This window comes from Actinokineospora sp. UTMC 2448, from assembly GCF_024760565.1.
Classification (GTDB): Bacteria; Actinomycetota; Actinomycetes; order Mycobacteriales; family Pseudonocardiaceae; genus Actinokineospora; species Actinokineospora fastidiosa.
The window spans coordinates 230,022-244,109 of the sequence record NZ_CP031087.1 but is presented as its reverse complement, the minus strand read 5'-3'; the positions used below and the strand labels follow the sequence as shown (position 1 = coordinate 244,109).

The 14,088-nt window shown below is 71.5% G+C and carries 13 protein-coding genes; 4 read left to right on the top strand and 9 right to left on the bottom strand.

Annotated elements, in window-relative coordinates; translation table 11 throughout:
- Nucleotides 1–57 precede the first annotated feature (57 nt).
- A complete protein-coding gene (locus Actkin_RS01255) occupies nt 58–1,227 on the top strand; it encodes an MFS transporter (protein WP_189208816.1) in 1,170 nt (389 codons plus the stop codon).
- A 40-nt stretch (nt 1,228–1,267) separates the two neighbouring features.
- Here Actkin_RS01255 and Actkin_RS01250 read toward each other — a convergent pair whose 3' ends face one another.
- A complete protein-coding gene (locus Actkin_RS01250) occupies nt 1,268–2,320 on the bottom strand; it encodes an aspartate-semialdehyde dehydrogenase (RefSeq protein WP_258905544.1) in 1,053 nt (350 codons plus the stop codon).
- Complete coding sequence (locus tag Actkin_RS01245) at nt 2,320–3,585, bottom strand: aspartate kinase (RefSeq protein WP_189208818.1); 1,266 nt, start codon at nt 3,583–3,585, stop codon at nt 2,320–2,322. Before Actkin_RS01245 ends, Actkin_RS01250 begins: the two co-directional genes overlap by 1 nt.
- A gap of 191 nt (nt 3,586–3,776) precedes the next feature.
- On the opposite strand from Actkin_RS01245, the gene Actkin_RS01240 reads away from it, so the two are divergent.
- Nucleotides 3,777–4,958, top strand: a complete 1,182-nt coding sequence (locus Actkin_RS01240) for a hypothetical protein (RefSeq protein WP_258905542.1) — start codon at nt 3,777–3,779, stop codon at nt 4,956–4,958.
- The gene (locus Actkin_RS01235; RefSeq protein ID WP_258905541.1) at nt 4,948–5,532 is read left to right on the top strand and encodes a nitroreductase family protein; all 585 of its coding nucleotides are present in this window, start codon (nt 4,948–4,950) and stop codon (nt 5,530–5,532) included. Before Actkin_RS01240 ends, Actkin_RS01235 begins: the two co-directional genes overlap by 11 nt.
- On the opposite strand, the gene Actkin_RS01230 is transcribed toward Actkin_RS01235, so the two are convergent.
- Nucleotides 5,513–5,830, bottom strand: a complete 318-nt coding sequence (locus tag Actkin_RS01230; protein WP_258905540.1) for a hypothetical protein — start codon at nt 5,828–5,830, stop codon at nt 5,513–5,515. The two genes, Actkin_RS01235 and Actkin_RS01230, sit on opposite strands and share 20 nt — an antisense overlap.
- 16 nt (nt 5,831–5,846) lie before the next feature.
- Nucleotides 5,847–6,143 carry a hypothetical protein gene (locus Actkin_RS01225; RefSeq protein ID WP_189208822.1) on the bottom strand — a complete coding sequence of 99 codons (297 nt, stop codon included), beginning with the start codon at nt 6,141–6,143 and terminating at the stop codon, nt 5,847–5,849.
- 239 nt (nt 6,144–6,382) lie between these two features.
- Between Actkin_RS01225 and leuA the strand changes: the two genes are divergently transcribed.
- Nucleotides 6,383–8,167 (top strand): 2-isopropylmalate synthase, encoded by a 1,785-nt coding sequence (gene leuA / locus Actkin_RS01220; RefSeq protein ID WP_258905539.1) that lies wholly within the window; start codon nt 6,383–6,385, stop codon nt 8,165–8,167.
- A gap of 51 nt (nt 8,168–8,218) precedes the next feature.
- On the opposite strand, the gene Actkin_RS01215 is transcribed toward leuA, so the two are convergent.
- The 5 genes from Actkin_RS01215 to Actkin_RS01195 are packed head-to-tail and all read right to left on the bottom strand — an operon-like array spanning nt 8,219 to nt 14,040.
- A complete protein-coding gene (locus Actkin_RS01215) occupies nt 8,219–9,292 on the bottom strand; it encodes an ABC transporter ATP-binding protein (protein WP_189210032.1) in 1,074 nt (357 codons plus the stop codon).
- Between the two features lie 50 nt (nt 9,293–9,342).
- Complete coding sequence (locus Actkin_RS01210; RefSeq protein WP_189208824.1) at nt 9,343–10,344, bottom strand: ABC transporter ATP-binding protein; 1,002 nt, start codon at nt 10,342–10,344, stop codon at nt 9,343–9,345.
- A 5-nt stretch (nt 10,345–10,349) separates the two neighbouring features.
- Nucleotides 10,350–11,315, bottom strand: a complete 966-nt coding sequence (locus tag Actkin_RS01205; RefSeq protein WP_189208825.1) for an ABC transporter permease — start codon at nt 11,313–11,315, stop codon at nt 10,350–10,352.
- A gap of 3 nt (nt 11,316–11,318) precedes the next feature.
- Entirely contained in the window at nt 11,319–12,341 is a 1,023-nt protein-coding gene (locus Actkin_RS01200) for an ABC transporter permease (protein WP_189208826.1), read from the bottom strand.
- 10 nt (nt 12,342–12,351) lie between these two features.
- Nucleotides 12,352–14,040, bottom strand: a complete 1,689-nt coding sequence (locus tag Actkin_RS01195; RefSeq protein ID WP_258905538.1) for an ABC transporter substrate-binding protein — start codon at nt 14,038–14,040, stop codon at nt 12,352–12,354.
- Between the last annotated feature and the right edge of the window lie 48 nt (nt 14,041–14,088).

Genomic DNA, 14,088 nt, shown 5'->3' with positions numbered 1-14,088 from the left:
CGGGGCCCGGCGATAATCGCTTGCTTTCCGCCGGGCCGCCCGGGTGGGATCGGGGGCATGCGGCAGTACCGGGCGATGTTCGCCCTCCCGGGAGTCCGCGCCCTCATGACCGTCATGTTCTTCGCGCGTGTGCCGGTGACCGCCGCTCCGATGGTGCTCACGCTGCACGTCGTCGAGGGGCTCGGCCGCGGCTACGGCGCCGCCGGTCTGGTGGGCGCGGCGGCGACCGTGGGCATCGCGATCGGGTCGCCGGTGGTGGGCCGGGTGGTCGACCGCTACGGGCTGCGCCGGATGCTGGTGGTCGTCACGGTCGGCGAGACGCTGTTCTGGGCCACCGCGCGCTTCCTGCCGTTTCCCGGCCTGCTGGCGTGCGCGTTCCTCGGCGGCATCGTGATGGTCCCGGTGATGTCGATCGGCCGCCAGGCGATCGCGGCGCTGGTCCGCGAGGAGCTGCGGCGCTCGGCGTACTCGGTGGACTCGGTGTCGGTCGAGCTGACCTACATGATCGGGCCCGCCGCGGCCGTCGCGCTGGTCACCCAGGTGTCGACGGTGGCGGCGCTGTCGGCGATGGCGGTGGCGGTCGGCGTGGTCGGGCTGGCGCTGTTCGCGATGAACCCGAGGATGCGCGCGGCCGACGAGGACGCCGAGCCGAAGGTGCCGAGGCGGGAGTGGCTGACGCCGCGCATGGTCGGGGTGCTGGCCATCGGCGCGGGCGCGGTGTTCGTGCTGGCCGGGATGGAGGTCACGGCGCTGGCCACGCTGCGCGAGAGCGGCCAGCTGAACTGGACCGGCGCGGTGTACGCCGCGATCTGCCTGGCCTCGGCGATCGGCGGGCTCGTGCACGGCGCGGTACGCCGGTCGCTGCCGCAGCTGACCCTGATGGTGCTGCTGAGCGCGCTGGTGATCCCGGCGGGCCTCATCGGCGACGCCTGGTGGGTGCTGGCGCTGGCCCTGGTGCCGTCGAGCCTCGTCTGCGCCCCGACGGTCGCGGCGACCGGCGAGGAGGTGGCCCGGCTGGCGCCCGCGGGCAGCCGCGGCGAGGCCACCGGGCTGCAGAGCTCGGCGTTCACCCTCGGCGCGGCCGCGGGCGCGCCGGTCGCGGGCTTCGTGGTCGACCACACCGCCCCGGCCGCGGGCTTCGTGGTGGCCGGGATGGGCGGCCTGCTGGTCGCCGCGGTGGCGTTCGCGTTGTCCCGGTCGCGGTCGCTGGCCCCGGCGCCCGCGTGAGCCGACCCGGGGCGCCCGCGCGGGCGCCCCGGGTGGTTGCTCAGCTCACCAGGGCTTCGGCGATCTCGTAGGTGTTGAGGGCCGCGCCCTTGCGCAGGTTGTCGCCGCACACGAAGAAGTCCAGCGTGTTCGGGAAGTCCAGCGCCTGGCGCACGCGGCCGACGTAGGTCGGGTCGCCGCCCACCACGTCGGCCGGGGTCGGGAACCGGCCAGCCGCCGGGTCGTCCACGAGGACCACCGAGGGCTCGGCCTCGAACAGCTTGTGCGCCTCAGCCACCGTGACCGGCCGCTCGAACGTCGCGTGGACGGCCAGCGAGTGGGTGGTGACGACGGGGACGCGCACGCAGGTCGCCGAGACCTTGAGGTCCGGGATGCCGAGGATCTTGCGGGACTCGTTGCGGACCTTGAGCTCCTCGCTGGCCCAGCCGTCCTCCTTGAGCGAGCCCGCCCACGGGACGACGTTGAACGCCAGCGGCGCGGGGAACGGCGAGTCCCCGGACAGGCCCGCGGCCGCCAGGGCCTCGCGCACGTCGCCCGCGCGCTCGCCGACCTGCTTGCCCGCGACGGCGGCCGCCTCGGCGTAGAGCCGGTCGATGCCGTCCTGGCCCGCTCCCGACGCGGCCTGGTAGGAGGCCACGACCAGTTCGCGCAGGCCGTACTCGTGGTGCAGGGCGCCCAGCGCGGCCATCATCGACAGCGTCGTGCAGTTGGGGTTGGCGATGATGCCCCGGGGCCGGACGGCGATCTTGTCGCGGTTGACCTCCGGCACCACCAGCGGCACGTCGTCGTCCATCCGGAAGGCGCCGGAGTTGTCGACGGCCACCGCGCCGCGGGCGGCGGCGATCGGCGCCCACTCGGCCGAGACGGCGTCGGGGACGTCGAACATCGCCACGTCCACGCCGTCGAAGACCTCGGGGGCCAGGGCCTGGACCGTCAGCTCCTGGCCGCGGACGGTGATCTTCTTGCCCGCCGAGCGCGGGGAGGCGATCAGCCGGACCTCGCCCCACGGCCAGGTCGACCGTCCGTTGAGGATATCGATCATGACCGTGCCGACGGCTCCGGTCGCGCCCACCAGGGCCAGTGTGGGCGCCATCAGCGACCACTCCCCGCGTACACCACGGCCTGCTCGTCGCCACCGAGGTCGAAGGCGTCGTGGATCGCCTTGACCGCGTCGTCCAACTGCGTGTCGCGGATGAGCACCGAGATGCGGATCTCGGAGGTGTTGATGATCTCGATGTTCACCCCCGCCTTGGCCAGCGCCTCGCAGAACGTGGCCGTGACGCCCGGGTGCGAGCGCATGCCCGCGCCGACCAGGGACACCTTGCCGACGTGGTCGTCGTAGAGCACCGCGCCGAAGCCCAGCTCCGCGCGGATCTTCTCCAGCGCGGCCACCGCGGTCGGGCCGTTGGTCTTCGACAGGGTGAAGGTGATGTCGGTCTTGCCGGACTCGGTGCTGGAGACGTTCTGCAGCACCATGTCGATGTCGATCTCCGCGTCGGCGACGGTGCGGAAGATCCGCGCCGCGACGCCCGCGTGGTCGGGCACGGCGGTCACGGTGACCTTGGCCTCGGACCGGTCGTGCGCGACGCCGGTGATCATCGCCTGTTCCACGTTCAAGTCCTCCACTGAGCCGGACACGATGGTCCCGGGCTTGGTGCTGTACGACGAGCGGACGTGGATGCGCACGCCGTAGCGGCGCCCGTACTCCACGCAGCGCAGCATGAGCACCTTGGCCCCGCTGGCCGCCATCTCCAGCATCTCCTCGTAAGTGACCGAGTCGAGCTTGCGCGCGTCCGGCACGATCCGCGGATCGGCCGAGTACACGCCGTCGACGTCGGTGTAGATCTCGCACACGTCGGCCTTCAGGGCCGCGGCCAGCGCCACCGCGGTGGTGTCCGAGCCGCCCCTGCCGAGCGTGGTGATGTCCTTGGTGTCCTGGCTGACGCCCTGGAACCCGGCGACGAGCACGATGCGGCCCTCGTCCAGCGCGGCCTGCACGCGGCTCGGGGTCACGTCGATGATGCGCGCCTTGCCGTGCGCCGACGTGGTGATCACGCCCGCCTGCGAGCCGGAGAACGAGCGGGCCTCGGCGCCGAGGGCGCTGATGGCCATCGCGACCAGCGAGTTGGAGATGCGCTCACCCGCGGTGAGCAGCATGTCCATCTCCCGCTCCGGCGGCACCGGGTTCACCTGCTGGGCCAGGTCGAGCAGCTCGTCGGTGGTGTCGCCCATCGCGGAGCACACCACGACCACGTCGTGGCCCGCTTTGCGGGTCGCCACGATCCGCTCGGCCACCCGTTTGATGCGATCGGCGTTCTCCAGCGAGGAACCACCGTATTTCTGGACGACCAGCGCCACTGGCTGCACCCTCCTCAAGCCGCGCGGGGCGGGAGGCAGCACGTCGCTCTCGGGACGGCCGCCGTCCCTATCGAAGGGGAAGGGTACCGGTCGGCCCGTTTCCGACAGGTTGCGTCTGTGGTGTCCGCCACTGTCCGACCTGCGATGATCTGTCCGACTGCGCTCAATGGCCGAACAGGGAGGGGCACCGGGTGACAGCGACAGAGGTGGCGCCCGCGCCCGTCGCCGCCGCGCAGGCCGCCGGTTCCGGCAGGCGGCGGGTGCTGCACGCGCTGGCCCCGGCCGCGCTGTTCCTCGGCGTGCGCGAGGTCGGCCTGATCGTGCTGTCCATGATGGCCGGGCCCAACGGCACCACCGCGGGCGCGGCGCTGCGGTCCTGGGACGGGCAGTGGTTCCTCGCCATCGCAGCGGGCGGCTACGACAGCGTCCCGCCCGGCCTGGTCGACGCGTTCGGCAGGCGGACGGCCGACACCCCGCTGGCGTTCTTCCCCGGCTACCCCACCGTCGTCGGCTGGCTCTACGACCTGGGTTTCCCGCTGGTCGCCTCGGCGCTGGCGGTGACGATCCTGTCCGGGGTCGTCTGCGCGTACGGGCTGGTCAGGCTGGGCGAGCTGGTGCGCGGCGGGTCCCGGCGGACCGGGCTCGTCCTGGTGGCGCTGTTCGCCGCGGCGCCGATGTCGATCGTGCTGTCGATGGCCTACTCCGAGGCGATGTTCTGCGCGGCCGCCGTGTGGGCTCTGGTGTTCGTGCTCGAACGGAACTGGGTCGCCGCGGGCCTGCTGACGGCCGCCGCCGGGCTGATCCGGCCGACGGCCGCGGCGCTGGTGCTGGCCGTCGGGCTGGCCGCGCTGGCCGCCGCGCTCCGGCGGCGCGACGACTGGCGGCCGTGGCTGGGCGGCGCGCTGGCCCCGGTCGGGCTGTTCGGGTACCTGGCCTGGGTCGGGCTGCGGACCGGCGAGTGGAACGGCTGGTTCGCCCTGCAGAGCCAGGGCTGGGACTCCCGCTTCGACGGCGGCGCGGCCACCGTGCGGTTCAGCCTCCAGGTGCTCGCCGACAGCCGCTCGGTGCTGGAGGTGACCACGGTCTGGCTCATCGTCGGCGCGTTGGTCCTGCTCGCCGTCGGCTGGCGGCGTCGGCTGGAGTGGCCGCTGCTGGTCTACGCCGCGGGCGTGCTGGCCATGGACCTGTGCTCCAACGGGCTGATGAACTCCAAGGCCCGGCTGATGGTCCCCGCGGTCACGCTGCTGGTCCCGGTGGCCATCGCGCTGGCGCGGCGGCGCACGTCGACGATGGTGGCCACCCTCTGCGGGGTCGGCCTGTTCGGGTCCTGGTTCGGGGCGTACGCGATCACGGCGTGGGGCTATGCGATCTGAGCCGCACCCGCTGATCGCCGCGCGGTGGAGCCCCCGCGCGCTCGACCCCGACGGCGTCGTGGCCCCGGACGCGCTGCGGCGGATGCTGGAGGCGGCCCGGTGGGCGCCGTCGTACGGCAACACCCAGCCCGCGCGCTACCTGGTCGGCCCGCGCGGGACCTCGACGTTCGACCGGATCCTGGCGCTGCTCAACACCGGCAACCGGGCGTGGGCGTTCCGCGCGGGCGCGCTGCTGGTCTCGTGCGCGCAGACGGCCAACGACAAGGGCGAGGTGCCCTACGCCGAGTACGGGGTCGGCCTGGCCACGGAGAACCTGGTGCTGCAGGCCGTCGCCGAGGGCCTGGTCGCCCACCAGATGGCGGGCTTCGACAAGGCCGGGGTCAGCGCGGAGTTCGGGCTGCCGGAGACCGTGCGGCCGCTGACCGCGATCGCCGTCGGCGTGCTCGGGCCGCCGGAGCTGCTGGCGCCGGAGAAGCGCGAGCGGGAGACCCGGCCGCGGCGGCGGATCCCGGCGGCCGAGCTGTCGTTCACCGACGCGTGGGGGACGCCCTACCTCAGCCCAGACGCCGGATGAGCCGCGCGGCGACCGAGGAGACGACCAGCCAGAACACCGCGGCGATCCCGTAGTTCACCAGCACGGCGAGCTTGCGGTCCTCCGGGGTGAACAGGTCCTTGAACGCCAGCGCCAGCGGCTCGGCCGCGTCGGCGACGAAGCCGGTGATCGGGTTGTCCGGGTTGGCGTTGCCCATCACCAGGACCACGTGCACGACCAGCACGAGCGCGATGAGCAGGCCCGCCCACCGCACGACCCCGGCCAGGGCGCCGACCACGCGTGCGCGGGTCGCGCCCCGGGCGGAGTCGGTGTCGGCCATACCGGGGAGTGTCGCATCAGCGGACGACGCGGGCGATCAGACCCGTCACGACGAGCCAGAAGACGGCCGCCAGACCGTAGTTGACCAGGATGTTGAGGTTGTCGTTCGCGATCGGGAACAGCCCGGGGAAGAACAGCGCCAGCGGCTTGGCGATCGAGGCCATGAACTGCACGAACGCGTTGGCCGAGTTCGCGCCGAGGAGGACCAGCAGGATGTAGACGACCTCGATGAGCGCGAACAGCGCGCCGATGCCGGTGATGATCCGGGCCGCGGACCCGCGATCGCGGTAAGCGTGCCATCGGTGAGTAGCCATGTCCGGAAAGTGCCCCCGACCTGCGAGTCCTTAACTGCTCCGAATGGCCCAACCTCCTTTCGCGGTCCAGCATGTGGACGCGGGTTTCCGAAATCGCGCCGGTCGTGACTACCCTGGCGGCGTGGCTCGCAGCCTCCTGCTTCGCTGCCGCGACGGGGCCTGATCCAGGCCGGCCCCCCGTCGCGGAGTTCGGCGTCGCCGCCGGTCGCCTTCCCGACCGCTCGCTGGGAGCCCCCGTCATGACCGACACCTTCTCCACCGGGTCGAGCCGCATCCGCAAGCCCGCCCGTGACGTGCCCTCCGACCAGCCCGCGTGGAACCGCCAACGCGGCAGCGCGATGCCCTACCACCGGTACAAGCCGTTCCACGAGCTGGTGGAGCCGGTGGTGCTGGAGGACCGCACCTGGCCGTCCAAGCGCATCGAGCGCGCGCCGCTGTGGTGCGCGGTCGACCTGCGCGACGGCAACCAGGCGCTGATCGACCCCATGTCGCCCGCGCGCAAGCGCCGGATGTTCGACCTGCTGGTGCGCATGGGCTACAAGGAGATCGAGGTCGGCTTCCCGGCGGCGAGCCAGACCGACTTCGACTTCGTGCGCGAGATCATCACCGAGGACGCCGTGCCCGAGGACGTGCGCATCCAGGTGCTGACCCAGGCGCGGCCCGAGCTGATCGAGCGCACCTTCGAGTCGCTGGAAGGCGCGCACAGCGCCGTCGTGCACCTCTACAACTCCACGTCGATCCTGCAGCGCCGGGTGGTGTTCCGCCAGGACCGCGCGGGCATCAAGAAGATCGCCACCGACGGCGCGGAGACCGTGCTGGCCTTCGCCGAGAAGCACGGCGACACCGACTTCCGCTTCGAGTACTCGCCGGAGTCCTACACCGGCACCGAGCTGTCCTACGCCGCCGAGGTGTGCAACGCGGTGACGGCGATCTGGGGCGCGACCGCCGAGCGGCCGGTGATCATCAACCTGCCCGCGACGGTCGAGATGGCCACCCCGAACGTCTACGCCGACTCCATCGAGTGGATGGGCCGCAACCTGGACAACCGGGAGGCGATCATCCTGTCGCTGCACCCGCACAACGACCGCGGCACCGGCGTGGCCGCCGCCGAGCTGGGCTACCAGGCGGGCGCCGACCGCATCGAGGGCTGCCTGTTCGGCAACGGCGAGCGCACCGGCAACGTCGACCTGGTGACGCTGGGGATGAACCTGTTCAGCCAGGGCGTCGACCCGCAGATCGACTTCTCCGACATCGACGAGATCCGCCGCACGGTCGAGTACTGCAACCAGCTGCCCGTCGCCGAGCGCCACCCGTGGGGCGGCGACCTGGTGTTCACCGCGTTCTCCGGCAGCCACCAGGACGCGATCAACAAGGGCTTCGACGCGCTGCGCGCCGCCGCTGCCGACGCCGACGTGCCGGTGGACGACTTCCCGTGGGAGGTCCCGTACCTGCCGATCGACCCCAAGGACGTCGGCCGCACGTACGAGGCCGTCATCCGGGTCAACTCCCAGTCCGGCAAGGGCGGCGTGGCCTACGTGATGAAGACCGAGCACCACCTCGGCCTGCCCCGGCGGCTGCAGATCGAGTTCTCCCAGGTCGTGCAGGCCGTCACCGACAGCGAGGGCGGCGAGGTCACGCCGAAGGAGATGTGGGACATCTTCGCTGGCGAGTACCTCGACCGGGTCTCGCCGCTGCGCCTGCGCCGCAACCGCGTCTCCGACGACGGCGAGGGCCTGGACGAGATCACCGCGGTCATCGAGGTCGAGGGCGAGACGCACGACGTGGTCGGCACCGGCAACGGCCCGATCGCCGCGTTCGTCGACGGCCTGGCCAGCGTCGGCTACGACGTCCGCGTCCTCGACTACTCCGAGCACGCCATGACCTCCGGCGACGACGCCCGCGCCGCTGCCTACGTCGAGTGCGCCATCGGCAACCAGATCCTGTGGGGGGTCGGCATCGACAGCTCCATCGTCACCGCCTCCCTGCGCGCCGTGGTCTCCGCGGTGAACCGCGCGCACAAGTAAGCGGGAACGACACAGGCCCACCGGCTTCGCGCCGGTGGGCCTGTTCGTTCTCTAGTGGTGGTCCATGACCTCGGTCATCGACGCCGGACCGATGAGCGGGACGTCGGGGATGACGTCGGCGTCCGGGGGCTCGTACACCGGGCGCACCTCGTGCCTGGCGATGCGGCCCGCGGCGATGTCCTCCGCCCAGTGGCAGGCGACGCGGTGGCCCGCGTTGATCTCGCGCAGTTGCGGGCGCTCGGTGTCGCAGCGCGTCTCCTGCCGCCAGGGGCAGCGGGTGTGGAACCGGCAGCCGCTGGGCGGGTTGGCTGGCGACGGGAGGTCGCCGGTCAGCAGGATCTGCTCGCGCTCGTCCTCCACCAGCGGGTCCGGCACCGGGATCGCCGAGAGCAGCGCCTTGGTGTACGGGTGCAGCGGCTCCGCGTAGAGGCTGTCGGAGTCCGTCTCCTCCACCAGCGCGCCCAGGTACATCACGCCGATGCGGTCGGAGATGTGCCGGACCACGGCGAGGTCGTGGGCGATCACCAGGTAGGTGAGGCCGAACTCCGCCTGCAGGTCCTCCAGCAGGTTGATCACCTGCGCCTGCACCGAGACGTCCAACGCGGACACCGGCTCGTCGGCCACGATCAGGTCCGGTTCCAGGGCAAGGGCCCTGGCGATCCCGATCCGCTGGCGCTGCCCGCCGGAGAACTCGTGCGGGTACTTGCGCAGCGCGGTCGACGGCAGGCCGACCGCGGTCAGCAGCTCCCGCAGGCGCTTCGCCGTGCTCTCCTTGCCCTTGTCCAGGTCGTGCGCGCGCATGCCCTCCACGAGCAGCGACTCGACCGACTGGCGCGGGTCCAAACTGGACAGCGGGTCCTGGAACACCATCTGCATGCGCCTGCGCATCCGCCGCAGCGGCTCGCCGCGCAGGCCGGACAGGTCCGTGCCGTCGAAGACGACCCGGCCTGCCGTGGGCTCGACCAGCTTGAGGATGCCGCGCCCGAGCGTGGTCTTGCCGCAGCCGGACTCGCCGACCAGGCCGTAGGTCTCGCCGCGCCTGACCTCGAGGCTCACCCCGTCGACGGCGTAGACGTAGCCGACCGTGCGGTCGAGCACGACGCCGCGCTTGATCGGGAAGTGCATCTTGAGGTCGTCGACGGTGAGCAGGGCATCGCCCCGCTCCGCTGGCTCGCTCACGCCCGCACCTCCTCTGCGCCCGCCCGCAGCGCGGGCTCCACGGGGTTGTGGCAGCGCAGCATCCCGCCCCGGTCGTCCACCAGCTCCGGCGTCACCTCGACGCACCGGTCCAGCGCGTTCGGGCAGCGCGGGGCGAACGCGCAGGCGTGCGTCCACGGGATGTTGTCGGCCACCGAGCCGCGGATCGGCACCAGCTTCTCCCCGCGCGGCGCGTCCAGCCGCGGGATCGAGGCCAGCAGGCCCGCGGTGTAGGGGTGCCTGGGCTCGGCGAAGAGCTCGTGCCGCTTCGCCCGCTCGACGATCCGCCCGCCGTACATCACGTTCACCTCGTCGCACAGACCCGCCACGACGCCGAGGTCGTGGGTGATCATGATGAGCGCGGTGTCGGTGCCGGTCACCATCTCCGAGAGCAGCTTGAGGATCTGCGCCTGGATCGTCACGTCGAGCGCCGTGGTGGGCTCGTCGGCGATCAGCAGCCGGGGACGGCAGGCGAGCGCGATCGCGATCAGCGCCCGCTGCCGCATCCCGCCGGAGAGCTGGTGCGGGTACTCGTCGATGCGCCGCGTCGGATCGGGGATGCCGACCCGGTCGAGCAGCTCGGCGCTCTCGGCCATGGCCTCCTTGCGGGAGCGGCCGCGGTGGCGCTGCAGCACCTCCGCGACCTGCAGCCCGACCGGGATGACCGGGTTGAGCGAGGACAGCGGGTCCTGGAACACCATGCCCAGGTCCCGGCCGCGCCGCTCGTCCATCGCCTTCTGCGAGAGCCCGAGCAGCTCGGTGCCCTCGAACCGCACCGACCCCGTGACCTGGTTGCCGCGCTGCGGCAGCAGGCCCATGATCGCCAGCGACGTGACGGACTTGCCGCAGCCGGACTCCCCCACCAGACCGACGGTCTGGCCGGGGTGCACGTCGAAGCTGATCCCGTCGACGGCGGCCGTGGGCTCCTCCCCCTTGCGGCGGAAGGAGACGGCCAGGTCGCGCACTTCCAGCAGCGCCATCCCCATCACCGCCGCTGCCGGGGGTCGAGCGCCTCGCGCATCGACTCGCCGACCAGGGTGAAGCCCAGCGCGACCACGACGATGCAGGCCGCTGGCCAGATGGCCAGGTGCGGCTGGCTGTCGAAGAAGTCCTGGGCGTTGCCGAGCATCTGTCCCCATTCCGGAGTCGCGTCGTCGGCGGCCCCCAGGCCCAGGAAGGACAGGGCGGCCGCGTCGAGGATGGCGATCGCCAGCACCAGGGTCGACTGCACGATCACCGGGCCGAGCGAGTTGGGCAGGATGTGCCGGAACACGATCGAGCGCCCCTTGACGCCCAGCGCGCGGGCGGCCAGCACGTGGTCGCTCTCCCGCACGCCGAGCATGGTGCCTCTCAGCAGCCGCGCGAAGATCGGGATCTGCACGATGGCCACCGCGAGGATCACGGTGAACTGGGTCTGCTGGCTGAACAGCGCCCCGATGGACACCGCCAGCAGCAGGGACGGGATGGACAGCATGACGTCCACGATCCGCATGACGAGCGTGTCCACCCAGCCGCCGAACGCGCCCGCGAGCGTGCCCAGCACGAGGCCGCCGCCGAGGCCGATCACCGTGGCGAGCACGGCGACCATCAGCGTCTGCTGCGAACCCAGCAGCATCCGAGAGAAGAAGTCCCGGCCGAACTGGTCGCCGCCCATCGGGTGGCCCGGCTGGGCGGGCGGGATCTCGTTGCGGGCGCGGGAGACCTGGTCCTCCAGCAGCCGCAGCCCCGGGTCGTGCGGGGCGATGAGCGGGGCCAGCACCGCCAGGATCAGGAACAGCCCGATCACCACGGCGCCCACGATGAACACCGGGTTGCGCCGCAGCCTGCGCCACGCGGACGCGGCGAGGCTGAGCCCGCTGTCCGGCCCGGCGCCGTCGGGGTCCTGGTCGTCCGGGGACCGCACGGCCAGGCCGGCGAGCCTGTCAATCTTCGTCGCGCGTGCCGACGCCATGTCTCAGCTCCCCTTCTGCGCCGTGCGGATGCGCGGATCGATCACGGCGTACGACAGGTCGACCAGCAGGTTGACCAGCACGTAGGCCATCGCCGCCGCGATGATGACCACCTGGAGCACGGGGAAGTCCTTGCGCTCGAACCCGATGGCCAGCGCCTGCCCGATGCCCTGCCAGGCGAACACGGTCTCGGTGAGCACCGCGCCCGACAGCAGCGCGCCGGTCTGCAGGCCGACGGTGGTGACCACCGGCAGCATCGCGTTGCGCAGGATGTGCCGGTCGCGGATCACCCGGCCCGCCAGGCCCTTCGAGCGCGCCGTGCGCACGTAGTCCTCGTCCATGACGTCCAGCACCGACGCCCGGGTGATCCGGAAGATCACCGCGAACGGGATGGACGCCAGCGCCAGCGCGGGCAGGAACAGGTGCCGCAGCGCGTCCCACGCGGCGTCCCACTCCCTGGTGAGCAGCCCGTCGAGGACGAAGAAGCCGGTGACCCGGGTGGCGTCGATCGTCGCCGACTGCCTGCCGCCGGTGGGCAGCAGGCCGAGCTTGATCGAGATCAGGTACTTGAGCAGGAAGGCCAGGAAGAAGATCGGGATCGAGATGCCGATCATCGACCCGACGATCCCGGTGTTGTCCAGCCAACCGCCGCGGCGCCGGGCCGCGACGTAGCCGAGCGGGATGGCCGTGACCAGGGCGATCAGGACCGCCGCGATGCTCAGCTCGATGGTGGCCGGGAAGCGCTCCATGAACAGGTCCATGGCTGGCTTGCCCGGCGAGACGCCGGTGGATGTGCCGAAGTCCCCAGTCAGCGCGCGGCCGACGAATCGCAGGTACTGGACGAAGATGGGGTCGTCGAGTCCGAGCGCCTCGGTCAGTTGGGCGCGGGTCTCCGCGGTGCCCCGGTCCCCCAGGAGGGCCGAGACCGGCCCTCCTGGGAGCGAGCGCAACCACGCGAAGATCAGCACCGAGAGCACCCAGACCACGAGCACCAGTTGCAGCACCCGTCGAACGGTGTAACGCAGCACTGCTCGCCGATCAGCTCGTGACGCTGACCGGGCCGAACTCCTCCTGGGTCAGCGGGCTGGGGACCAGCCCCTGGACCTTGGAGGAGACCACGATCGCGGGCGGGGAGTGCGAGATCGGGATGGCGGGCAGGTACTCGGCCATCAGCTTGCGGTTGATGTCCTGGTACTTGGCGTCGCGCTCGCCGTTGTCGACGGTGGCGTCGGCGGCGTCGATGGCGGTGGCCAGGTCCTCGGCCCACGGGGAGCCGGAGGTCCAGAACTGGTTCTCGGTGGTTCCGAAGAAGGTGCCGATGAAGTTGTCCGGGGAGTTGTAGTCACCCGTCCAGCCCAGCAGGAACAGCTCGGCGCGCGCGACCTCGACGTCGTCGACGTAGCCACCGGCCCAGGGCTTGCTGACCGTCTCGACGGTGATGCCCGCGGCCTCCAGGTCCTCCTTGATGGCGCCGAAGATGCTCTGCGGGTTCGGCATGTACGGCCTGGTGACCTGCGTCGGCCACCAGAACTTGACCTTCAGGTTCTCGTAGCCCGCCTCGGCGAGCAGCTGCTTGGCCTTCGCCGGGTCGTGCGGGTACTCCATCACGTCGTTGGCGTAGCCGACGACGGTCGGCGGGTAGAACTGCTTGGCCACCTCGGCGCCCTCGGGGAGGACGGACTTGACCAGCGTCTCGCGGTCGATGGCGTAGGCGATGGCCTGCCGGACCTTGAGGTCCTTCAGCGCCTCGTTGTTCTTCTGGGTGATGCCCAGGTACAGGATGTTGAACGGGTCGCGGATCATCAGGTTGTAGCCGCCCTCCTTGAGGGAGGCCCAGTCCGCGGGCGACGGCAGGTCGTAGCCGTCGATGTCACCGGCCTCGAGCGCCTGCTTGCGGGCGGTCTCGTCGGGGATGACCCGGAAGATCAGCTTGTCCAGCTTGGCCTTGTCGCCGTAGTAGGCGTCGTTGCGGGCCAGCTCGATGGTGCCGTTCGCCTCGTCGTAGGAGACGAACTTGAACGGCCCGGTGCCCGTCGGGTGGCTGCGGGCGTACTCGGAGAAGATGAAGCTGTCGCCCTGCGCCTTGACGTCGTCGGCCTTGTACTTCTCCATCGCGGTCGGGCTCTGGATGGCGAACGCCGACTGCGACAGCATGGTCGGGAACCGCGCGGTGAAGCGGGTGAGGGCGAGCTCGACCGTGCTCTCGTCCTTGGCCGTGCAGGACTTGTAGAGCGAGGGCTGCTTGCCGTCGCTGAAGCCGCCGAAGTTCTCGATCCAGTAGTAGGACAGCGCGGCCGTGGCGCCCGCGCCGGTCTGGTTGTACCAGCGCTCGAAGTTCTTGCAGACCGCGTCGGCGTTGAACGGCGTGCCGTCGTGGAAGGTGACGCCGGTGCGCAGCTTGAACGTCCAGTTCAGGCCGTCAGGGCTGGGGGTCCACTCGGTGGCCAGCTCCGGCTCGAGGTCCGCGGTCCCCGGCGTGATGCCGACCAGGCCCTCGTAGATCTGCCGCGTCACCCGGAAGGTCTCGCCGTCGGAGGCGAAGAACGGGTCGAAGTTCGACGGCGCGCCAGCCGCGCCGAACACCAGCGTGCCGCCGGTCTGGCCCTCGCCGCCGCCCGCGTCGGGACCGCGCTCGGATTCGGCACAGGCGGACAACGAGACCGCGACCGCGCCCGCCAGCCCGATCAGGGCTATGCGGCGTGGTCGGGTTACCCGCGTTTGGAGCATCTTGCCACCCCTTGAGACGTCGTCTGGTCGGTCCGCGGCCGTGTTGCG